19 protein-coding genes, 1 pseudogene and 1 riboswitch are annotated in these 20373 nt (G+C 69.6%); of the genes and pseudogenes, 11 read left to right on the top strand and 9 right to left on the bottom strand.

The window, feature by feature from the left end; all coding sequences use genetic code 11:
• Nucleotides 1–49: 49 nt before the first annotated feature.
• The 3 genes from frr to ABZZ74_RS42255 all read left to right on the top strand — a co-directional run bounded on the left by frr (nt 50) and on the right by ABZZ74_RS42255 (nt 2314).
• Nucleotides 50–607 carry a ribosome recycling factor gene (frr, locus tag ABZZ74_RS42265; protein WP_133047349.1) on the top strand — a complete coding sequence of 186 codons (558 nt, stop codon included), beginning with the start codon at nt 50–52 and terminating at the stop codon, nt 605–607.
• Nucleotides 607–1731, top strand: coding sequence for a phosphatidate cytidylyltransferase (locus ABZZ74_RS42260; RefSeq protein WP_356949454.1), 1125 nt, complete (start codon nt 607–609; stop codon nt 1729–1731). The genes frr and ABZZ74_RS42260 overlap by 1 nt, the downstream gene beginning before the upstream one ends.
• Nucleotides 1732–1867: 136 nt before the next feature.
• On the top strand, nt 1868–2314 hold the full coding sequence (locus ABZZ74_RS42255; protein WP_356949453.1) for an SRPBCC family protein: 447 nt from the start codon (nt 1868–1870) through the stop codon (nt 2312–2314).
• Between the two features lie 19 nt (nt 2315–2333).
• Here ABZZ74_RS42255 and ABZZ74_RS42250 read toward each other — a convergent pair whose 3' ends face one another.
• Nucleotides 2334–2633 (bottom strand): hypothetical protein, encoded by a 300-nt coding sequence (locus tag ABZZ74_RS42250; protein WP_356949452.1) that lies wholly within the window; start codon nt 2631–2633, stop codon nt 2334–2336.
• Nucleotides 2634–2725: 92 nt separating this feature from the next.
• Here ABZZ74_RS42250 and rlmN point away from each other — a divergent pair, with 92 nt between their 5' ends.
• From rlmN to ABZZ74_RS42225, 5 genes are all read left to right on the top strand, one after another.
• Nucleotides 2726–3832 (top strand): 23S rRNA (adenine(2503)-C(2))-methyltransferase RlmN, encoded by a 1107-nt coding sequence (gene rlmN / locus ABZZ74_RS42245; RefSeq protein WP_356949451.1) that lies wholly within the window; start codon nt 2726–2728, stop codon nt 3830–3832.
• A 22-nt stretch (nt 3833–3854) separates the two neighbouring features.
• A riboswitch (TPP riboswitch) is annotated at nt 3855–3962 on the top strand.
• Nucleotides 3959–5032, top strand: coding sequence for a thiamine ABC transporter substrate-binding protein (locus tag ABZZ74_RS42240; RefSeq protein WP_356949450.1), 1074 nt, complete (start codon nt 3959–3961; stop codon nt 5030–5032). It overlaps the preceding riboswitch by 4 nt.
• Nucleotides 5008–6690 (top strand): iron ABC transporter permease, encoded by a 1683-nt coding sequence (locus ABZZ74_RS42235; protein ID WP_356949449.1) that lies wholly within the window; start codon nt 5008–5010, stop codon nt 6688–6690. The genes ABZZ74_RS42240 and ABZZ74_RS42235 overlap by 25 nt, the downstream gene beginning before the upstream one ends.
• Complete coding sequence (locus ABZZ74_RS42230; RefSeq protein ID WP_356949448.1) at nt 6691–7710, top strand: ABC transporter ATP-binding protein; 1020 nt, start codon at nt 6691–6693, stop codon at nt 7708–7710.
• 25 nt (nt 7711–7735) lie between these two features.
• A complete protein-coding gene (locus ABZZ74_RS42225) occupies nt 7736–8524 on the top strand; it encodes a maleylpyruvate isomerase family mycothiol-dependent enzyme (protein WP_356949447.1) in 789 nt (262 codons plus the stop codon).
• A gap of 62 nt (nt 8525–8586) precedes the next feature.
• On the opposite strand, the gene ABZZ74_RS42220 is transcribed toward ABZZ74_RS42225, so the two are convergent.
• The 7 genes from ABZZ74_RS42220 to ABZZ74_RS42190 form a co-directional block, all read right to left on the bottom strand.
• The gene (locus ABZZ74_RS42220; RefSeq protein ID WP_356949446.1) at nt 8587–9285 is read right to left on the bottom strand and encodes an LAETG motif-containing sortase-dependent surface protein; all 699 of its coding nucleotides are present in this window, start codon (nt 9283–9285) and stop codon (nt 8587–8589) included.
• Nucleotides 9286–9446: 161 nt separating this feature from the next.
• Nucleotides 9447–10568: an LOG family protein gene (locus ABZZ74_RS42215; protein ID WP_356949445.1), complete on the bottom strand. Its 1122-nt coding sequence runs from the start codon at nt 10566–10568 to the stop codon at nt 9447–9449.
• A gap of 26 nt (nt 10569–10594) precedes the next feature.
• Nucleotides 10595–11002: a VOC family protein gene (locus ABZZ74_RS42210; protein WP_356949461.1), complete on the bottom strand. Its 408-nt coding sequence runs from the start codon at nt 11000–11002 to the stop codon at nt 10595–10597.
• Nucleotides 11003–11102: 100 nt separating this feature from the next.
• Complete coding sequence (locus ABZZ74_RS42205) at nt 11103–12473, bottom strand: hypothetical protein (RefSeq protein WP_356949444.1); 1371 nt, start codon at nt 12471–12473, stop codon at nt 11103–11105.
• Nucleotides 12455–13255 (bottom strand): ATP-binding cassette domain-containing protein, encoded by an 801-nt coding sequence (locus ABZZ74_RS42200; RefSeq protein ID WP_356949443.1) that lies wholly within the window; start codon nt 13253–13255, stop codon nt 12455–12457. The genes ABZZ74_RS42205 and ABZZ74_RS42200 overlap by 19 nt, the downstream gene beginning before the upstream one ends.
• Nucleotides 13256–13446: 191 nt before the next feature.
• Entirely contained in the window at nt 13447–14829 is a 1383-nt protein-coding gene (locus tag ABZZ74_RS42195; protein ID WP_308286735.1) for an aspartate aminotransferase family protein, read from the bottom strand.
• The gene (locus ABZZ74_RS42190; protein ID WP_133047361.1) at nt 14814–15332 is read right to left on the bottom strand and encodes an Lrp/AsnC family transcriptional regulator; all 519 of its coding nucleotides are present in this window, start codon (nt 15330–15332) and stop codon (nt 14814–14816) included. Before ABZZ74_RS42190 ends, ABZZ74_RS42195 begins: the two co-directional genes overlap by 16 nt.
• Nucleotides 15333–15495: 163 nt before the next feature.
• Between ABZZ74_RS42190 and ABZZ74_RS42185 the strand changes: the two genes are divergently transcribed.
• From ABZZ74_RS42185 to ABZZ74_RS42175, 3 genes and pseudogenes are all read left to right on the top strand, one after another.
• Entirely contained in the window at nt 15496–16935 is a 1440-nt protein-coding gene (locus ABZZ74_RS42185; RefSeq protein WP_356949442.1) for a gamma-aminobutyraldehyde dehydrogenase, read from the top strand.
• 121 nt (nt 16936–17056) lie between these two features.
• On the top strand, nt 17057–18232 hold the full coding sequence (locus ABZZ74_RS42180; RefSeq protein WP_356949441.1) for a spermidine/putrescine ABC transporter substrate-binding protein: 1176 nt from the start codon (nt 17057–17059) through the stop codon (nt 18230–18232).
• Nucleotides 18233–18398: 166 nt separating this feature from the next.
• Nucleotides 18399–18545 (top strand): annotated as a pseudogene (locus ABZZ74_RS42175) (IS256 family transposase); the annotation flags it as partial.
• Between the two features lie 278 nt (nt 18546–18823).
• On the opposite strand, the gene ABZZ74_RS42170 reads toward ABZZ74_RS42175, so the two are convergent.
• Nucleotides 18824–20353 carry a glycosyltransferase family 39 protein gene (locus ABZZ74_RS42170; RefSeq protein ID WP_356949440.1) on the bottom strand — a complete coding sequence of 510 codons (1530 nt, stop codon included), beginning with the start codon at nt 20351–20353 and terminating at the stop codon, nt 18824–18826.
• Nucleotides 20354–20373 lie beyond the last annotated feature (20 nt).

The raw sequence follows: 20373 nt of genomic DNA, 5'->3' as shown, positions 1-20373 counted from the left end.
CCCACAGGAACCGCAGCCGGGCCTTACTCAAGACACGCAGGAGCAAGTGGTGATCGAAGAGACCCTCCTCGAGGCCGAGGAGAAGATGGAGAAGGCCGTCGTGGTCGCCAAGGAGGACTTCGCCGCGATCCGCACCGGTCGTGCGCACCCGGCGATGTTCAACAAGATCGTGGCCGACTACTACGGCGCGCCGACGCCGATCAACCAGCTGGCTTCGTTCTCCGTGCCGGAGCCGCGCATGGCGGTCGTGACCCCGTTCGACAAGACGGCCCTGCGCAACATCGAGCAGGCCATCCGCGACTCCGACCTGGGCGTCAACCCGAGCAATGACGGCAACATCATCCGGGTGGTGTTCCCCGAGCTGACCGAGGAGCGCCGCCGCGACTACATCAAGGTCGCCAAGGGCAAGGCCGAGGACGCGCGTGTGTCCATCCGCTCCGTGCGCCGGAAGGCCAAGGACGCCCTCGACAAGGCCGTCAAGGACGGCGACATCGGCGAGGACGAGGGCCGCCGCGCCGAGAAGGAGCTCGACGACACCACGCACAAGTACGTGGCCCAGGTGGACGAGCTCCTCAAGCACAAGGAAGCGGAGCTGCTCGAGGTCTGATGAACGACTCTTCCTGGGGAGCGCCGCCACACAACGGGTACTGGGGGCCGTCCGACCAGGGGCCTGTCCAGGGGGCTGCCCCGGCGGGTCCCACGTACGATGCGCCTGAGGCGCAGCAGACTCGCCCCATGCCCATCGTGCCCGAGGTACCCGCGTACGGCGGAGACCAGGATGACGACCGGGGGGCCGCACGGCTGAGCGGCCCCCTGTTCCGCGACGAGACGCCGCAGGCACCGCCGCCCCTGGCGGTGCAGCAGAATCCGGAGCCCATGCCCGACGCCTCGCAGTCGGCGCCCCAGCCGCAGAAGAAGAGCGCTGGGCGCGATCTGAGCGCGGCCATAGGCGTCGGCGTCGGGCTCGGCGTGGTGATCATCGCGTCGCTCTTCGTCGTCAAGGCCGTCTTCGTGGGCGTGGTCGCGGTCGCCGTGGTCGTCGGCCTGTGGGAGCTGACCAGCAGGCTCGCCGAGCGCAAGGACATCAAGGCGCCGCTGGTTCCGCTGGCGCTCGGCGGCGCGGCGATGGTCGTCGCCGGATACGTGCGCGGGGCCGAGGGTGCGTGGGTCGCCATGGCGCTGACGGCACTCGCCGTCCTCGTCTGGCGCATGACCGCACCGCCGGAGAACTATCTCCGGGACGTCACGGCGGGCGTCTTCGCGGCGTTCTACGTGCCGTTCCTGGCGACGTTCGTGGCGCTCATGCTCGCGGCGGACGACGGGCCGTGGCGCGTCCTGACCTTCCTACTCCTCACGGTCGTCAGCGACACGGGCGCGTACGCCGTCGGCTGGCGCTTCGGCAAGCACAAGCTCGCGCCGCGCATCAGCCCCGGCAAGACGCGTGAGGGTCTGCTGGGCGCGGTGACCTTCGCGATGGTGGCGGGCGCGCTCTGCATGCAGTTCCTGATCGACGACGGTGCCTGGTGGCAGGGCCTGCTGCTGGGTCTCGCCGTCGCGGCCAGCGCCACGCTGGGCGACCTCGGCGAGTCGATGATCAAGCGGGACCTGGGCATCAAGGACATGGGCACGCTGCTGCCGGGACACGGCGGCATCATGGACCGCCTGGACTCCCTGCTGCCGACCGCGCCGGTGGTGTGGCTGCTGATGGTGCTGTTCGTGGGGTCCGGCTGAGGGGTTGGCCGGCTGAAGGGTTCGGGTGGCCGGCTGAAGGATTCGGGTGTCCCGCTCGCTCGATGGCGTGGCCGTCGGTCGAGTGGGACGATCCCGGTGTAAGCCCTCAAAGGGGATCCCCTGAAAGGAGGGCGTCATGTCCGCCTTCCATGAAGAGATCGACGTCGACCGCACTCCCGAGGACGTCTGGGCGTACGTCATCGATCCCTCCCACATGCCGGAGTGGCAGCTGAGCGCGGTCTCCGCGGAGCGGCTCGACGAGGGCCCGCTGCACACCGGATCCCAGGTCCGGGTCACCCGGCGCATCGGGCGCCGGGAGATGCCGATGACCATGGAGTACACGGAGTACGACCCGCCGCACAGCTTCACCGTGCGCGGTGTCGACGGTCCCATCAGGGGCGAGTTCCACGGCGCGGTGGAGTCGATCGACGACGGCCGCCGGTCCCGGGTGACCATGGACCTCGACTTCGAGGGCCACGGCCTCGGCAAGGTCCTGCTGCCCCTCGTCGTCCGCCCTCAGGTCCGCAAGGAACTGCCGCGCAACGAACGCCTGCTCAAGGACCGCCTGGAGCACACGTCCTAGCGTCGCTTCCCGGCCCTCGCTACGAGGCGCAGACGTCGTTCAGCTCGTCGGCCGCCTTGTCAATCGCACGCGAGTCCGGGTCCTCGCCGGCGAGGACGGCCCTGTTGTAGTCGGCGAGGGCCCGGTCCAGGTCGTTCACCGCCTTGTCGACCTTGCCCTCGCCCGTGTCGTCACCGATCCTGTCGAGGTTCATCTCGATGGTGCCGATGGTGCCGATGGTGCCGATGGTGCCGATGGTGCCGATGGAGTCGCCGGTCCGCGAGGGTCCGCTCGCCGCGGCCTGAGAAGGCTTCGGGCCGGTTCGATGTGAGATCTCCACGACCAGGGAAGCCGCGCCCGTATCTCAGGTGGAGCGGGCTACACCTCAGCTGTCCCGGGTCACCCGATTGGATCTGCGACACTGGTTGGGCCATGCCTAAGCCCGGAGAACTTACTTTCGTCGCCCCCCGCGGAGCTCAGAAGCCGCCGCGGCATCTTGCCGATCTCACTCCTGCCGAGCGCAAGGAGGTCGTTGCCGAGGTCGGGGAGAAGCCGTTTCGTGCCAAGCAGCTGTCGCAGCACTACTTCGCGCGGTACGCGCACGACCCCGCGGAGTGGACCGACATCCCGGCCGCGGCGCGTCCCAAGCTGCGGGAGGCGCTGCTTCCCGAGCTGATGACCGTCGTACGGCATCTGTCGACCGACCAGGGGACGACGCGTAAGACCCTGTGGCGGCTGTTCGACGGGACGCTCGTCGAGTCGGTGCTGATGCGGTACCCGGACCGGGTGACCATGTGCATCAGCTCGCAGGCGGGGTGCGGGATGAACTGCCCGTTCTGCGCCACCGGGCAGGCCGGGCTGGACCGGAATCTGTCGACCGCCGAGATCGTGCACCAGATCGTGGACGGGATGCGGGCGCTGAGGGACGGAGAGGTCCCGGGCGGGCCCGCGCGGCTGTCCAACATCGTCTTCATGGGGATGGGGGAGCCGCTCGCCAACTACAAGCGGGTGGTCGGAGCCATTCGCGCGCTCACCGACCCCGCCCCCGACGGACTCGGGCTTTCGCAGCGCGGGATCACCGTGTCGACGGTCGGGCTCGTGCCCGCCATCCACCGCTTCGCCGACGAGGGCTTCAAGTGCCGGCTCGCGATCTCGCTGCACGCCCCCGACGACGAGCTGCGTGACACCCTCGTCCCCGTGAACACGCGCTGGAAGGTGGGGGAGGTGCTCGACGCCGGGTTCGAGTACGTGGAGAAGAGCGGGCGGCGGCTGAGCATCGAGTACGCGCTCATCCGCGACATCAATGACCAGGCGTGGCGGGGTGACCGGCTCGGGCGGCTGCTCAAGGGCAAACCCGTGCACGTCAATCTCATTCCGCTGAACCCGACCCCGGGCTCGAAGTGGACCGCCTCCCGGCCCGAGGACGAGAAGGCCTTCGTCGAGGCCATCGCCGCGCACGGTGTACCGGTGACCATCCGGGACACCCGCGGTCAGGAGATCGACGGGGCCTGTGGACAGCTGGCGGCCACCGAGCGGTAACCTTTGGCCGTACGTACACCTTCATATCCGACAGGGGAGCGCCACAGCGCTGAGAGTGCGGCAATCGGGCCGCAGACCCTCTGAACCTCGCCCAGGTCATTCTGGGTAGGAAGTTCGGTCATCACCGTGAACACCAAGAAGTACTGTGCTGCCGTCGTCGGCCTCGGCATGCTCACGCTGTCCGCGTGCGGCTCCTCAGGCGGCGGTTCCTCCACCGACTCCAAGACCGTCACCCTGGTCAGCCACGACTCGTGGGCCGTCTCGAAGAGCGTCCTCGCCGACTTCGAGAAGCAGTCCGGCTACAAGGTCCACGTCCTCAAGGACGGTGACGCCGGGCAGGCCGTCAACAAGGCCATCCTGACGAAGGACAACCCCCAGGGCGACGTCTTCTTCGGCGTCGACAACACCCTGCTCTCCCGGGCCCTCGACAACGGACTGTTCCAGTCGTACGAGGCGAAGGGCTCCGAGGGGATCAAGCCGCAGTACCGGGTGGACCAGGACAAGCACCGGGTCACGCCCATCGACTCCGGCGACATCTGCGTCAACTACGACAAGGCCTACTTCAGCAAGCACAGGCTGACCCCGCCGCAGTCCTTCGACGACCTGGTCAAGCCCGAGTACAAGAACCTCCTCGTCACCGAGAACGCCGCCACCTCCTCGCCCGGCCTCGGCTTCCTGCTCGGCTCCGCGGCGAAGTACGGCGACGACGGCTGGCAGGGCTACTGGAAGAAGCTCAAGGCCAACGGCGTCAAGGTCGTCGACGGCTGGGAGCAGGCCTACAACGAGGAGTTCTCCGGCTCGGCCGGCGGCAAGAAGGCCAAGGGCGACCGGCCGCTCGTCGTCTCCTACGCCTCCTCGCCGCCCGCGGAGGTCGTCTACGCCGACCCGAGGCCGAAGACCGCGCCGACCGGAGTGTCGTACGGCACCTGCTTCCGGCAGATCGAGTACGCGGGACTGCTCAGCAACGCGGACAACAGCAAGGGCGGCAAGGCGTTCATCGACTTCCTGGTGACCAAGGAGTTCCAGGAGGACATGCCGCTCAACATGTTCGTCTACCCGGTGATCGAAGGGGCCGCGGTGCCCAAGGAGTTCACCGAGTACGGTCCCGCCGCCAAGGACCCCGAGACGATGGCGCCCGCGAAGATTGCCGCCAACCGTGACCAGTGGGTCAAGTCGTGGACGTCACTCGTACTGAAGTAGTAACCCGCCCCTCCAGGGCCAGGGTCCGACGCGGGAACGCGGCGCGGCTCGGGCTGCTAGCCCTGCCCGTCGCGTTCTTCGCGCTGTTCTTCGCCTGGCCCGTCGCCGCGATCGTCGCGCGCGGGCTGAAGGTCGACGGGGTGTGGCGGTTCGGGCGGATCGCGGACGTCGTCACCCAGTCCGACATCCGGCACGTCCTGTGGTTCACCACCTGGCAGGCGCTCGCCTCAACAGCGCTCACCCTCCTGGTCGCCCTCCCCGGCGCCTACGTCTTCGCGCGCTTCGAATTCCCGGGCCGACAGGTGCTGCGGGCCGTCGTCACCGTCCCCTTCGTCCTGCCGACGGTCGTCGTCGGAACCGCCTTCCTCGCGCTCGTCGGACGCGGCGGACTGCTCGACGAGTGGTGGGGCGTACGGCTGGACACGACCGTGTGGGCCATCCTGCTGGCGCACGTCTTCTTCAACTACGCGGTCGTCGTACGGACCGTGGGCGGGCTGTGGGCGCAACTGGACCTGCGGCAGGAGGAGGCCGCGCGGATGCTGGGCGCGTCCCCGCTGCGCGCCTGGCGCAGGGTCACCCTGCCCGCCCTCGCGCCCGCCGTGGCCGCCGCCGCGCTGATGGTGTTCCTCTTCACCTTCACCTCCTTCGGCGTCGTCCAGATCCTCGGCGGCCCCACCTTCTCCACCCTGGAAGTCGAGATCTACCGGCAGACCTCCGAGATCTTCGACCTGTCCACGGCCGCCGTGCTCACGATCGTCCAGTTCGTGGCCGTCGGCGCGATCCTCGCCGTGCACGCCTGGACGGTACGGCGGCGGGAGAGCGCCCTGCGGCTCGTGGACGCGTCCGTGACGGCCCGGCGGCCGCGCGGGGCGGGCCAGTGGGCGCTGCTGGCCGGTGTCCTCGTCACCGTCGCCGTCCTGCTCCTGCTGCCGCTCGCCGTGCTGGTGCAACGGTCGCTGGACGCGCCGGACTTCCGCTACTACCGGGCGCTGACGAGCGAGGCCGGCGACACCTTCCTCGTCCCGCCGATCGACGCCATCGGCAACTCGCTGCAGTACGCCCTCGCCGCGACCGCCATCGCCGTCGTGATCGGCGCTCTGGCCGCCGCGGCCCTCGCCCGCCGGGACGCCGGACGACTGGTGCGCGGCTTCGACGCGCTGCTGATGCTGCCGCTCGGCGTCTCCGCGGTGACTGTCGGTTTCGGCTTCCTGATCGCCCTCGACAAGCCCCCGCTGGACCTGCGCCAGTCCTGGATCCTGGTGCCGCTCGCACAGGCACTGGTGGGCGTGCCGTTCGTCGTGCGGACCATGCTGCCGGTGCTGCGGGCCGTGGACGCCCGGCTGCGGGAGGCGGCGGCCGTGCTCGGGGCCTCGCCCTGGCGGGTGTGGCGGGAGGTCGATCTGCCCCTGGTGCGGCGGGCGTTGCTGGTCGCGGCCGGGTTCGCCTTCGCCGTGTCGCTGGGGGAGTTCGGGGCGACCGTGTTCATCGCACGACCAGACAACCCGACCCTGCCGGTCGCCGTGGCGCGGCTGCTCGGGCGGCCCGGCGACCTCAACTACGGCCAGGCGATGGCCCTTTCGACGATCCTGATGGTGGTGTGCGCGGTGGCGCTGCTGGTGCTCGAGCGGCTCCGTACCGACCGGACCGGGGAGTTCTAGATGCTGCTGAGCCTGGAAGAGGCCACCGTCCGCTTCGGCGCGCGGGCCGTGCTCGACGCCGTCGGCCTCGAGGTCGCCGAGCACGAGGTGGTGTGCGTGCTCGGGCCCAGCGGCAGCGGCAAGTCCACGCTGCTGCGGGCGGTGGCCGGGCTGCAACCGCTGGACGCCGGGCGGGTGTTGCTCGACGGCCGCGACCAGGCCGGTGTGCCCGCGCACAAGCGTGGGGTCGGCCTGATGTTCCAGGACCACCAGCTCTTCCCGCAGCGGGACGTGGGCGGCAACGTCGCCTTCGGCCTGCGGATGCACGGGGCGCCGAGAAGCGAACAGCAGGAACGCGTGCGGGAGTTGCTGGATCTCGTCGGGCTGCCCGGCGCCGAGCGGCGGGCCGTGGGCGCACTGTCCGGCGGTGAGCAGCAGCGCGTGGCGCTCGCCCGGGCCCTCGCGCCCCGGCCGCGGCTGCTGATGCTGGACGAGCCGCTCGGTCAGCTCGACCGCTCGCTGCGGGAGCGGCTGGTCGTCGAACTCCGGGAGCTGTTCGGCCGGTTGGGCACCACCGTGCTCGCCGTGACGCACGACCAGGGCGAGGCCTTCGCGCTCGCCGACCGGGTCGTGGTGATGCGGGACGGACGGATCGCCCAGTCCGGTACGCCGCTGGAGGTCTGGCAGCGGCCGGCTGACGAGTTCGTGGCCCGGTTCCTCGGCTTCGAGAACGTGGTCGAGGGCACGGTCGCGGGGGAGGCCGCGGACACGCCCTGGGGCAAGGTCCCGGTGCCCGAGGACGCCCCCCAGGGCACCCGCGCTCTCCTGGTCCGCCCCGCCGGCGTCCGGCTCGTCCCCGCCGACGAGGGCCTGCGCTGCACGGTCGCCGCCCGCACCTTCAAGGGCACCCATGTCGCCGTACATCTCCAGCCCGAGGACGCGCCCCGCCTGGAGGCGGCATGCGCGCTGCGGGAGGCGCCGGAGGTCGGAGACGCGGTCGGGGTGGAGTTCGACGCTGCGGAAATCGTGGTGCTCGGCTGATCGGTTCGTGCATAGGGTGCGGCCCATGACCTTGCTTGCGTACGACCGCTACTGCGACGAGATAGCCCACCAGGTGGCCGAGTTGAGGACCGTGGTGACCTCCGGCGCCGATCTGTCCGCGAAGGTGCCCACCTGCCCCGACTGGACCCTGGAACAGCTCGTCCTGCATATGGGCGGGGTGCTGCGCTGGGTGGAGGTGCTGGTCAGGACCCGGTCCGAGGAGGATGTCCCGGACGAGGACGTTCCCCGCGGCGACGGCCCGGAGACCACGGGCGACGCCGCCGAACTCGACGCCTGGCTCGCGGAGGCCGGTGAACTGGTCGTCCGCGCGCTCCGGGAGGCCGGTCCGGACGCCAAGGTGTGGTCGTGGGCCGGAATGCTCGGCTCCGGCTTCTGGGCGCGCCGGATGACCCACGAGATCACCGTCCACCGCGCGGACGCCACGCTGGCCGCCGGACTGCCCTACGAGGTCGCGCCCGACATCGCCGCTGACGCGATCGACGAGTGGTTGCAGCTCGTGGGGCTGGTGGGCGAGCGCAGGGAGATGGAACGGCCGCTCGCCGCCGGGCGCAGCCTGCACCTGCACGCGACCGACACGGCACCCGAGTTGCGCGCCGAGTGGCTGGTGGAAGGGACCGAGCAGGGCGTCACCTGGCGCCGCGGGCACGAGAAGGCCGATGTCGCTCTGCGCGGCCCGCTCACCTCCCTGCTCCTCGCCTTCTACCGCCGACTGCCGCTGGACGGCCCCGGGTTGGAGGTCCTCGGTGACCGGCAGTTGCTCGAATTCTGGCTGGAACGGGCGACGTTCGGCTGAAGGACGAAGGCCCGTCCCCCGGGGATACGGGGACGGGCCTTCGCGATGGTGCTGGTGAGGCGTCAGCGGCCGCTGTTGGCCCCACGACGACGCATGCCGAAGAAGACGGCACCGCCGCCGACGACGACGAGGGCGCCCGCGACACCGGCGATCAGGCCGGTGTTGGAGTTCGCACCGGTCTCGGCGAGGTTGGAGTCACCGGCCGCCGGGGACGGGGCGTTGGACGACGTGGTCGCTGGAGCGGTGCTGTCCGAGGCCGACGCGGTCGGGGTCGGGGACTCCGAGGCCGGGGTGGTGGCCGGGGGAGTCGTGGCGGGCGCCGTGGTGGCCGGCGCCGTGGTCTCGCCCTTCGAGCAACCCTCGGACGGCGTGGTCAGGTTCGGCTTGATGTCCTTGTCGAACTTGAACTTTTCGGTGTCGACCGTGACGCGGACGCGGTACTCCGCGTTCGGCTTCCAGTCCTCGTCGAACGTGACAGCCGTGCCCGCGGCCGAGCCCTTGACGGTCTGCGGCTGACCGACCGGAGTCTCGTTGCCGGCCGGACCCTCGAGGAACACGGTGATCGTGGCAGTCTGGCCGGAGGCGTCCTTGTCGGTGACGGTGATGACGCCCTTGCTGCCGTTGCAGGAAGCTTCGGCGGAGAAGTCCCTGATGTTGCACGCGAGCGCGGAGCCCGCGGCACTCATGGCGAGCGCTGTCGAGGCCGCGGCGACGCCCAGGATCTGCACGGAACGTCGGGCGGTACGGCGAGATGTGGTCACTTTTGCCCTTCACGGGGATATGCAACTGAGGGGGGTTGTAAGAGAAGTGAGGCAACAGTGAGGTGAGGCTTCACTCTCCCCAGGAGGCTCACAGGTCTATAAGTGTTTCATAAGGAGTGTCAACGCATATGCCCACCCGGGGCGTTGACTTTACCTTCTCATTAACCACCGACATGTTTCAACGCGTCAGGGGCGTCCTCGATCCGGTCAACGAGGGCGATACGGGACTCCATCGAGCGTTCCCGGGCGAGTGACCGCAAGAGGGGCCACGCCGGCAGCCGCTCCGTCCAGTGCTCCCGGTCGACGAGCACCATCGGCGTCGGCTCGCCGCGCGACTCGTAGTAGTTGGGCGTCGCGTTGTCGAAGATCTCCTGTACGGTCCCGGCCGCGCCCGGCAGGAACACCACGCCCGCGTTGCACCGGGCCAGCAGTCCGTCCTCGCGGGTGGCGTTGGCGAAGTACTTGGCGATGTGCGAGGCGAAGGGATTCGGCGGCTCGTGGCCGTAGAACCAGGTGGGGATGCCGATGGAGTGGTTGCCTTTCGGCCAGCGGGAGCGCACCTCGAAGGCGGCCCGCGCCCACGCGGTGATCGAGGGGGTGAACGAGGGTGCCTCGCCGAGGAGTTCGCACGCCTCGTCCAGCATCGCGTCCTCGTACGGCGCCGCGTACGCGCCCAGGTTCGCCGCCTCCATCGCGCCCGGGCCGCCGCCGGTTGCCACGGTCAGCCCGGCGCGGCTCAGCTCCCGGCCGAGGCGCGCGGCACCGGCGTACGCCTTCGTGCCGCGTGCCATCGCGTGGCCGCCCATCACGCCCACCACCCGGGCGCCGCGCAGGAGTTCGTCCAGGGCGTCGGAGACGGAGTCGTCGTGGACGGCGCGCAGCATCGAGGCGTATATGTCGCCGTCCGCCTTGGTGCGCTGGAACCAGGCGTAGGCGAGGGCGTCGGGTGTCTGCTCGTAGCCCTTGTCCAGGGAGGCGAACAGCTCGTCGGCGGTGTAGAGGCGGCCGCGGTAGGGATCGAACGGGAGATGCGGGACCGGGGGGAAGACCAGGGCGCCGTCGGCCCGGATCTTCTGCTCGGCGTCCGCCCGCATCCGGCAGCCCAAGAAGACCGCGCCCGCGGTGTCCGTGGTCAGCAACTCCCTTGTCCGGTCCGTCAGATCCACGCCCTGTACGCGGTGGCCGGCGAGGGTGCCGCGGGCCGAGACCGTCGCGTCGAAATCCTCGAGCGTCTCGATCTCGCGCTCGTCGTGGTGGGCCGCATGGGCCGGGCTCGTCTGCACGGGCCCATGCTAGGCACCCCGTGCGTTCAGCTCTGGACCGCCGCCGGGTCCATCCACACGACCTCCCAGGAGTGGCCGTCGAGGTCGTCGAAGGAGCGGCCGTACATGTAACCGTGGTCCTGGACGTCGTCGTTGGCCCTGCCGCCCGCGGCGACGGCCTTCTCGACCAGCTCGTCGACCTTCTCGCGGCTCTCGGCGCTCAGACAGATCAGCACCTCGCTGGTCCGCGTCGAGTCCGCGATCTCCTTCTTGGTGAAGTCGGCGTAGCGCTGCTTGCTGAGCAGCATCGTCACGATGGTGTCGCTGATCACGACGCAGGCGCAGTCGTCGCCGCTGAACTGGGGGTTGATCGTGTAGCCGAGCTCCGTGAAGAACTTCTTCGACGCGTCGACGTCGTCGGTGGCCAGGTTCACGAAGATCATCTGCTGGTACATGCTGGTCTCTCCCATCGGGCGGGGTGTGCTGTTCGGTGGGGTAGACCGGGGGTCTCGGCGGAACTCATCGGTGGCAGGGAGATTCGTTTGCCGGGTGCGCTCAGCGGGTGAGGGGGAGTGCCGCGAGTTCGGCCACCAGCAGGGTCAGGGGGGTGAAGAGGGTCAGCAGGGCGGCGGCGCGCAGGGCGGCGGCGGTGCGGAGCATCGTGGCGGGGGCGCCGAGGCGGACCAGGGCAGCCGTGGTGTCGGCCCGGGCCTGTCTGGCCTCCACGGCGGCCGTCAGGAGGGTGGCGAGGGTGCAGCCGGCGACCAGCAGCGTGCCGAGGGTGGCGAGGGGCCCGAAGGAGGGCTCCGAGGGGTCGTACAGGGTGGTCATGGCGTACGCGGCGGAGGTGACGGCGCAGACGATGCCGAGGGGGCGGCCGATGCGGGTGGCCTCCTCCATGAGGACGCGGCCCGCCAGGAGGCGCAGGGCGCCGGGGCCGGCGGACTGGAGCAGGCGGCCGGTGAGATGGGTGAGGGCGGGGGCGGCGAGGGCCAGACCGAGGACGCTCAGGGCGAGGCCGACGAGGACGGCGGGGGTGGCGGTGGTGAGGCCGCCGGGAAGTTCGACGGTCCGGTTCTGGGTCGTGCGGCTCGCGTAGGCCTCCACGGCGAGGCCCGCCGCGAGGGTCGCGATGCCCCAGGGGAGGCCGGAGGGGGCGGTGCGGGGGGCCGGGGGCCGGGTGGGGTCCTGGTCCTGCTCGGGTGTGTCCGTGACGGTTGGCGTTTCGCCGGTCCCCGCCGGTGCGGCGCCCTCCGCGTCGTGCCCGTCCGTGGGCGGACGTGACGCGGGGTGGCCCCCTCGGAGGTGGGCGCCGAAGCGGCCGTACGCCCCGAACGTCTCCCGTGCGGCCGATCTGCCGTAGGCGCCGAAGCGGCCGTACGAACGTGCCGTGCCGCGTGTGGCGCTCTGCCGTGCGTCACGGGGGCGCAGGACGAGCGCCACCGCCGCCGACGCCAGCGCCGGGACCAGGCACAGGAGCGTCACGGTCGCCGGGATGGGCAACGGCTGGTCCGCCGCCAGGGCGTCCGCCGCCGCGCCGTCGAAGGGGATGCCCGTCAGGTCGCCCCGCAGATGCAGGAAGAGCAGGAGGGCCAGCAGGGAGCCCAAAGTGGTGGACAGGGCCGTCGTCGTGGCCGCGATGGTCATCAGCCGGGCCGGGCCCAGGCCGATGGAGGACAGGCCCGGGCGGGGCTTCGTGGCCGGGTCGGTACGGGAGACCGCGACCGCCAGATGGACCGTGGCCGCCAGTGGCGTCAGGCACCAGGCCAGGCGGAGGGCCGAGGCGGACGGGGAGTCGGGGTGGCTCAGGGCGTGGCCGAGGCTGCACAGAAGGAGGAAGCCGGTACCGCCCGAGGCCAGGGTCACCAGCAGACGGCGCAGATGGACGGCCGGACGGGCGGTGCGGGTCAGACGGAGAGCGAGCACGCGGCCCCCTGGCCTTCGGACCCGGTCCCCCGGCCGCCCGGCCCGCTCCGTCGGCTCTCCGGGCCCCGCGCCTCCGCCTCCGCCATCGGCGGGAGGTGGACCGTGTTCACGCGACGGCCGTCCAGCAGAGCCACCGTGCGGTCGGCGAGAGCCGCAGTCTCCGCGTCGTGGGTCGCCAGGACCACCGTGATGCCGTGCGAGCGGGCCGCGGTGGTCAGCGTCCGCAGGACATGCGCCCGGTCCGCGCGGTGCAGCGGGGCCGTCGGCTCGTCGGCGAACAGGACCGTCGGCGCGGGGGCCAGGGCGCGGGCGATCGAGACGCGCTGGCGTTCCGCCTGGGTCAGTTCGTGCGGACGGTGGCGGGAGCGGTCGCCGACGTCGAGGCGTTCCAGCCACTCCAGCGCGGCCGTCCTGGCCCGGCGGCGGCTCGTGCCGCGCAGCATCAGCGGGAGCGCCGCGTTCTCCCAGACGTTGAGCTCGGAGACCAGGACCGGCGCCGGGTCGATCCAGCTGAACCGGTCGCGGCGCAGCCGTTCCCGGGTCAGCGGGCCCATCGTGTGGACGGGCGCGCTGTTGAACCAGACCTCGCCGCGCTGGGCCGGCACCAGCCCGGACAGACAGCGCAGCAGGGTCGTCTTGCCGCTGCCGCGCGGGCCGCTGACGGCGAGGATCTCGCCCTCCTGGACGCCGATGGAGACGCCGAGAAGCGCGGGCGAGCCGTCGCTGTGCTGGAAGTGCAGGGTGCGTGCCCAGAGCACGTCGTTGTCCGGCGGGGCCACCATGGGCGTACACCTCGAGTCAGATCCGTTTGTGCCGTGCCGATCCCCCGTGCGGGGGAACGAAGACAGGGCCGATCGGTCACTCGCACGCTAGGCAGGCATCGCCCGGAGGACGGACAGCACACGGCCCCGGGCGCCCGTTTCTCACTCGAACGGGCGGCACCGGGGCCGTTGTTGATCACAGAGTCAGCTCATCAGAGCTTCGTCCACGCCTCCGTCAGCGTCGCGCGCAGGATCTGCTCGATCTCGTCGAACGTGTCCTGGTTGGAGATCAGCGGCGGAGCGAGCTGGACGACCGGGTCGCCGCGGTCGTCGGCACGGCAGTACAGGCCGTTGTCGAAGAGGGCCTTGGAGAGGAAGCCGTACAGGACGCGCTCGGTCTCCTCGTCGTTGAAGGACTCCTTGGTGGCCTTGTCCTTCACCAGCTCGATGCCGTAGAAGAAGCCGTTGCCGCGGACGTCGCCGACGATCGGCAGGTCGTGCAGCTTCTGCAGGGTGGACAGGAAGGCGCCCTCGTTGTCCAGCACGTGCTGGTTGAGGCCCTCGCGCTCGAAGAGGTCGAGGTTGGCCAGGCCCACCGCGGCGGAGACCGGGTGGCCGCCGAAGGTGTAGCCGTGCAGGAAGGTGTTGTCGCCCTTGTAGAAGGGCTCGGCGAGGCGGTCGGAGATGATGCAGGCGCCGATCGGGGAGTAGCCCGAGGTCATGCCCTTGGCGCAGGTGATCATGTCCGGGACGTAGCCGAACTTGTCGCAGGCGAACATCGTGCCGAGACGGCCGAAGGCGCAGATGACCTCGTCCGACACGAGCAGCACGTCGTACTGGTCGCAGATCTCGCGCACCCGCTGGAAGTAGCCGGGCGGGGGCGGGAAGCAGCCGCCGGCGTTCTGGACCGGCTCCAGGAAGACCGCGGCGACCGTGTCCGGGCCCTCGAAGAGGATCTGCTGCTCGATCTGGTCGGCGGCCCAGCGGCCGAAGGCCTCGGGGTCGTCGCCGAAGATCGGGGCGCGGTAGATGTTGGTGTTCGGCACCTTGTGCGCGCCCGGGACCAGCGGCTCGAACGGCGCCTTCAGGCCGGGGAGACCGGTGATGGACAGGGCGCCCTGCGGGGTGCCGTGGTAGGCGACCGCGCGGGAGATGACCTTGTACTTGGTGGGCTTGCCGACCAGCTTGAAGTACTGCTTGGCCAGCTTCCAGGCGGTCTCGACCGCCTCGCCGCCGCCGGTGGTGAAGAAGACCTTGTTCAGGTCGCCCGGGGCGTGGTCGGCCAGCCGCTCGGCCAGCTCCACGGCCTTGGGGTGGGCGTAGGACCAGACCGGGAAGAACGCCAGCTCCTGGGCCTGCTTGAAGGCGGTCTCGGCGAGTTCCGTGCGGCCGTGACCGGCCTGGACCACGAACAGACCGGCGAGACCGTCGAGGTAGCGCTTGCCCTTGTCGTCGTAGATGTAGGTGCCCTCGCCGCGCACGATCGTCGGGACGGGGGAGTTCTCGTACGAGGACATGCGGGTGAAGTGCATCCACAGGTGGTCGTACGCGGTCTTGCTGAGGTCCTTCTGGCTCACGGTTATCGGGTTCCCCACATGTAGGTCTGCTTCTTGAGCTTGAGGTAGACGAAGCTCTCGGTGGAGCGCACGCCGGGCAGTGACCGGATGCGTTTGTTGATGACGTCCAGCAGGTGGTCGTCGTCCTCGCAGACGATCTCGGCGAGGATGTCGAACGAGCCCGCGGTCATCACCACGTACTCGACTTCCGACATGTCAGTCAGCGCTTCGGCGATCTTCTCGACATCGCCCTCGACGTTGATCCCGACCATCGCCTGCCGGCGGAAGCCCACGGTGAGCGGGTCCGTGACGGCGACGATCTGCATCACGCCCTGGTCGAGCAGCTTCTGCACGCGCTGGCGCACGGCCGCCTCGGACAGGCCCACGGCCTTGCCGATCGCGGCGTACGGACGCCTGCCGTCCTCCTGGAGCTGCTCGATGATGGCGAGGGAGACGGCATCCAGATGGGGAGTGCCGTTCCTGGACTCGCGGGTGGAGTCCCTCTGCTCTGCGCTTCGACTGGCCACGAGGTCACTGTGCACGACGTCTCGACAGTTCCGCAAGCCATGAACAATGAAATTCGTTGTTTACGTGAGTGAGATCTGCGGAATTCGCAGGATCGGTGCGAGCGGGGGTGTTGAAAACGTGGGCTCGCGGATTAGGGTGGTGTCTCAGGTAATGGACACCGAACTTGGAGGGCCGGCAGTGAGCACCGAGCTGCGTCGTCTGCGCAACTACATCGACGGTGAGTTCCGGGACGCCGCCGACGGACGGACCACCGAGGTGGTCAACCCCGTGACGGGCGAGGCCTACGCGACCGCGCCGCTGTCCGGTCAGGCGGACGTCGACGCCGCGATGGCGGCCGCCGCCGCTGCCTTCCCGGCCTGGCGCGACACGACTCCGGCCGAGCGGCAGAAGCACCTGCTGAAGATCGCGGACGCCTTCGAGGAGCGCGCCGAGGAACTCATCGCGGCCGAGGTCGAGAACACGGGCAAGCCGATCGGGCTCACGCGGTCCGAGGAGATCCCGCCCATGGTCGACCAGATCCGTTTCTTCGCGGGCGCGGCCCGGATGCTGGAGGGGCGCTCGGCCGGCGAGTACATGGACGGGCTCACCTCGATCGTCCGCCGCGAGCCGGTCGGCGTCTGCGCGCAGGTCGCGCCGTGGAACTACCCGATGATGATGGCCGTGTGGAAGTTCGCGCCGGCGATCGCGGCCGGCAACACGGTGGTGCTGAAGCCCTCCGACACCACGCCCGCCTCGACCGTGCTGATCGCGGAGATCGTCGGGGAGATCCTGCCGAAGGGCGTCTTCAACGTCATCACCGGCGACCGGGAGACGGGTCGGCTGATGGTCGAGCACCCGACCCCCGCGATGGCCTCCATCACCGGGTCCGTGCGCGCCGGTATGCAGGTCGCCGAGTCCGCGTCCAAGGACCTGAAGCGGGTCCACCTGGAGCTGGGCGGCAAGGCGCCCGTCGTCGTCTTCGAGGACACGGACATCGCCAAGGCCGTGGAGGGCATCTCCGTGGCCGGGTTCTTCAATGCCGGGCAGGACTGTACGGCGGCCACGCGCGTGCTCGTACACGAGTCCATCCATGACGAGTTCGTCTCGGCGCTCGCGAAGGCGGCCGGCGAGACGAAGACCGGGCAGCCGGACGACGAGGACGTGCTCTTCGGTCCGCTGAACAACCCCAACCAGCTCAAGCAGGTGACCGGGTTCATCGAGCGGCTGCCCGCGCACGCCAAGGTCGAGACCGGTGGCCACCAGGTCGGTGACAAGGGCTACTTCTACGCGCCGACCGTCGTCTCCGGACTCAAGCAGGACGACGAGATCATCCAGAAGGAGGTCTTCGGACCGGTCATCACCGTCCAGTCCTTCCGGGACGAGGACCAGGCTGTGGAGTGGGCCAACGGCGTCGAGTACGCCCTCGCCTCCTCGGTGTGGACCAAGGACCACGGGCGGGCCATGCGGATGTCGAAGAAGCTGGACTTCGGGTGCGTGTGGATCAACACGCACATCCCGCTGGTCGCGGAGATGCCGCACGGCGGCTTCAAGAAGTCCGGCTACGGCAAGGACCTGTCGGGCTACGGCTTCGAGGACTACACGCGGATCAAGCACGTGATGACGTCGCTGGAGGCGTGAGCGGCAGGGGTGCACGGGGGTGCACGGGGACCGGCCATCGACAAGGTGTCCGGTCCCGCCGCCTCCCTCCTCGACGCGGCGTCGATTGTCGCCGCGCGGGCGGGGGCGGGATGCTGCGCCCATGCCCCTGACGACGAAGAACCTTTCGCTTCCCCGTCGTTCACTGCTGCTCGCGCTCCTCGGCGGAGTGGCCGGCTGCGGAGTGCCCGCGGCCTATGTACGGCCGGGTGAGCGCGCCGTCGCGGACCTGTCGGCCCGTCAGAAGAGACTGACCTGGGCGAACTGGCCGCTGTACATCGACGTCGACGACTCCGACCCGAACCGGCGGCCCACGCTCGACGCCTTCGAGAAGCGCACCGGGATCTCCGTCAAGTACACCGAGGAGATCAACGACAACGACGAGTTCTTCGGCAAGATCAGCCCGGCGCTGATGAACCACCAGCAGACCGGACGGGACCTGATCGTCATGTCCGACTGGATGTGCGCGCGGTTCGTCCGGCTGGGGTGGGTCCAGCAGATGGACCGGACCCGCCAGTCGAACGTGGCCAAGTACCTTGACCCCCAGCTGAGTTCTCCCGCCTTCGACCCGGGCCGCAGGTACACCGTGCCCTGGCAGTCGGGGATCACCGGCATCGCGTACAACCGCAGGAGGCTCGGCCGGGAGATCCGTCATGTCTCCGACCTGTGGGCGAAGGACCTCAAGGGCCGGGTGACCCTCCTCTCCGGTCTGGACGAGGCGTTCGCGCTGCTGATGCAGGGCAACGGCGTCGACATCACCCGGTGGACCGCCGCCGACTTCCACACGGTGTGCGACCAGGTGGAGAAGTACGTCAGCGACGGCCAGATCCGCCGCTTCACCGGCAACGACTACACGAAGGACCTGGTGACCGGTGACGTCCTCGCCTGTCAGGCCTACTCCGGTGACGTCATCCAACTCCAGGCCGACAACCCCGACATCCGCTTCGTCGTCCCCGAGGAGGGCGCCGAGCTGTGGTCGGACTCCCTGATGATCCCCGACCGCGCCCTGCACAAGCGCAACGCGGAACGGCTCGTCGACTACTACTACGACCCCGAGACCGCCGCCGAACTCGCCGCCTGGGTCAACTACGTCTGCCCCGTCCCGGCCGCCCGTGAGGTCCTGGCCTCCGCCAAGGACAAGGACACCGCCGCCCTCGCCGAGAACCCGCTGATCTTCCCCGACGCCAGGATGCGCCGACGGCTGGTGATCGCACGGGACATCACGTCGAGGGAGCGGGTGGAGTTCGCGAGGCGGTGGAACGCGATCGTCGGGTTGTAGGGACCACGGCACTCCGTGTGACAAGGATTTTTGGTTGGCACAAAGGAGGGATAGTTGGCACCAAAGGTCACGGCGCTCTCAAAGGTGACGGTGCATCACCTCGATGCACGTGGCTCGATGGCGGATCCGACGATCATGGAAGAGACATCAAGTGACTTATACCGCCGTGGAGTTGCAGACCGTGGAGCCTGTCGAGAGTGCCCAGTTGGGGCAGCCTGTGTCCGTGTCCGACGCGCAGCTCCTCGCGATGCTGGTGGAGCGTGCCCGGTCAGAGGGGCTGCAGCCGACCGGGGAGGGCGGGCTGCTGCAGCAGTTTCGTGTTCGGTCGTCAGCTTCTTCCCCCGGGCTGTTGCCGGTCAGCCTGGGTCCAGGAAGGTGCCGGGCCGAGTGATCGTGTCGGTGATTTTTTCCGTCCATGGCCAGTGGCGGGCGCATCGCAGGCGCCGCCCGCGTGCGGTTGCGATGAGTTGGGCAGGGGCGGAGAACAGCTGCGGCCTCCCCCGGCAGCAGTGACCGGCAAGTCAGGGTCCGTGGCTTCCAGGTCGAGACAGCGTGACGGCGGTGGTGCCGGCGGGCCGGCACCAGTCGCGGTCACCTCGTTACCCCACCGCTCGCTCCCGGGCTGTTGGCTCGAGGACCGGCCTTCGGAGGCGGGACGTCGTCCCGGACATAGACGGTGACTCGCGCCCCGTTGACATGGGTCGTTCCGTACTCACGGAAGTAGCGCCGCAGGGTGCTCGTTTTCGCTTCCTCCTGCAGGTTGGTCGGCGAGTTCACACCCACCGCGCGGACCGCGACGATCCGGTCGAATTCCAGCATGCGTGCCGCTATGTCCCGGGCGGGAAGCTCGGTACCTGCAAGTGTGTTCGACGAAACGGGATCCTGTGCCAGGGCGAGATCTGTCAGGAAACGGGTGTCCTCGGGGTTGGCCGCGGTCAAGGTCCGGTGCTGGCCGGGGAGATAGAGCAGCCCGTCGCCCGGACGGCCTTCCTCGCGTACTGCGGCGCCGATGGCGGTGGCGTCATTGCTCCGGCTCTGGGGGGTCCTCAGCGAGAGACTCGGCTGGACGAGCGCGGCCAGTACGGCGACCGCCGCGATCCACGCGGTGCGGGAGGACCGCTGCCGCCGGTGGAAGTAGTCCATCCAGGCGCCCAGCAGCAAGGCGATTCCGATATTGCTGTAGAGCACATATCGGTCGACGAAAAGGGGCCTGACCAGTGAGGTGATCAGCAGCAGAAGGCCCGGAAGCACAAGAATCGGCACCGCCAGCGCGGAAAGCCGTACGGGCCCCCTCACTGCCAGGGGCGCTCGGGCACACGCCACGCCCATGACCGCCACCACCAGGAAATATTGAAGCCGCACCGGTCCGCCGATCCAGGACACCTGCTCGGACTGTGCCGCGCTGCGGATCGCCAGTGGCAACAGCCCGGCCACAATGCCCGCGGCAGCCACACTCCACGCCCTCAGCACCGGTCGTGGAAGACGGGAGACGACCAGGGTGACGCCGTGTGCGACCAGGGCGAGGACCGCGAACTCATGGAGCAGACAGGCCAGCAGCATGGTGGAGCCGTAGACCGCCCACCGCCACCGGGCGCGATGCGGGACGCTGACCAGGAGCGCGTAGGTGGCCCAGGTGACCAGGGCACAGACCATGGCATACGAGCGGCCTTCCTGCGCGTACTTCTGGACCTGGGGAAGGAGCGGAAACACCAGCCCCGCCAGCAGCCCGGCACGGGGTCCCGCCAGGCGTAGCCCCAGAAGCCCGACTCCGCTCGCGGCCACGGACATTGCCAGCACAGACGGCAGCCGCAATGTCAGCAGTCCACCGCCGAAGAGACCGAAGATCTCATGCATCACGGCGTAGTAGAGGGCATGGACCAGATCGACATGCTGGGCGGTGTGCCATATCTGCGAAAGATCGCGGTGCGCGAGCTGACAGGTGATGGACTCGTCCCCCCACATGGTGTTCTGCCTGCGGATACCCCAGAGCCCCAGAGCGATGGTCAGCCATAAGGGCGCGATGACGACAACGGTTTTGGCCGGGCTCGGTGATTGCCGTCGGGCGGGTACGGGAGGGGAAACCGCCCGGGCCACGGCGGGGCCACGTTCAACAACGGACATTGACGACAGGGCCTTTCAGC

This window comes from Streptomyces sp. NPDC006476, from assembly GCF_040612015.1.
GTDB classification, from domain to species: domain Bacteria; phylum Actinomycetota; class Actinomycetes; order Streptomycetales; family Streptomycetaceae; genus Streptomyces; species Streptomyces griseorubiginosus_B.
This window is presented reverse-complemented; position numbering and strand designations above follow the sequence as displayed.

What these genes read in the sequence shown, in the direction of transcription:
- ABZZ74_RS42170 (WP_356949440.1), bottom strand. Translation starts at nt 20,353, where the DNA reads ATGTCCGTTGTTGAACGTGGCCCCGCCGTGGCCCGGGCGGTTTCCCCT.
- ABZZ74_RS42260 (WP_356949454.1), top strand. Translation starts at nt 607, where the DNA reads ATGAACGACTCTTCCTGGGGAGCGCCGCCACACAACGGGTACTGGGGG.
- ABZZ74_RS42180 (WP_356949441.1), top strand. Translation starts at nt 17,057, where the DNA reads ATGCCCCTGACGACGAAGAACCTTTCGCTTCCCCGTCGTTCACTGCTG.
- ABZZ74_RS42200 (WP_356949443.1), bottom strand. Translation starts at nt 13,255, where the DNA reads ATGGTGGCCCCGCCGGACAACGACGTGCTCTGGGCACGCACCCTGCAC.
- ABZZ74_RS42230 (WP_356949448.1), top strand. Translation starts at nt 6,691, where the DNA reads ATGCTGCTGAGCCTGGAAGAGGCCACCGTCCGCTTCGGCGCGCGGGCC.
- ABZZ74_RS42210 (WP_356949461.1), bottom strand. Translation starts at nt 11,002, where the DNA reads ATGTACCAGCAGATGATCTTCGTGAACCTGGCCACCGACGACGTCGAC.
- rlmN (WP_356949451.1), top strand. Translation starts at nt 2,726, where the DNA reads ATGCCTAAGCCCGGAGAACTTACTTTCGTCGCCCCCCGCGGAGCTCAG.
- ABZZ74_RS42225 (WP_356949447.1), top strand. Translation starts at nt 7,736, where the DNA reads ATGACCTTGCTTGCGTACGACCGCTACTGCGACGAGATAGCCCACCAG.
- ABZZ74_RS42255 (WP_356949453.1), top strand. Translation starts at nt 1,868, where the DNA reads ATGTCCGCCTTCCATGAAGAGATCGACGTCGACCGCACTCCCGAGGAC.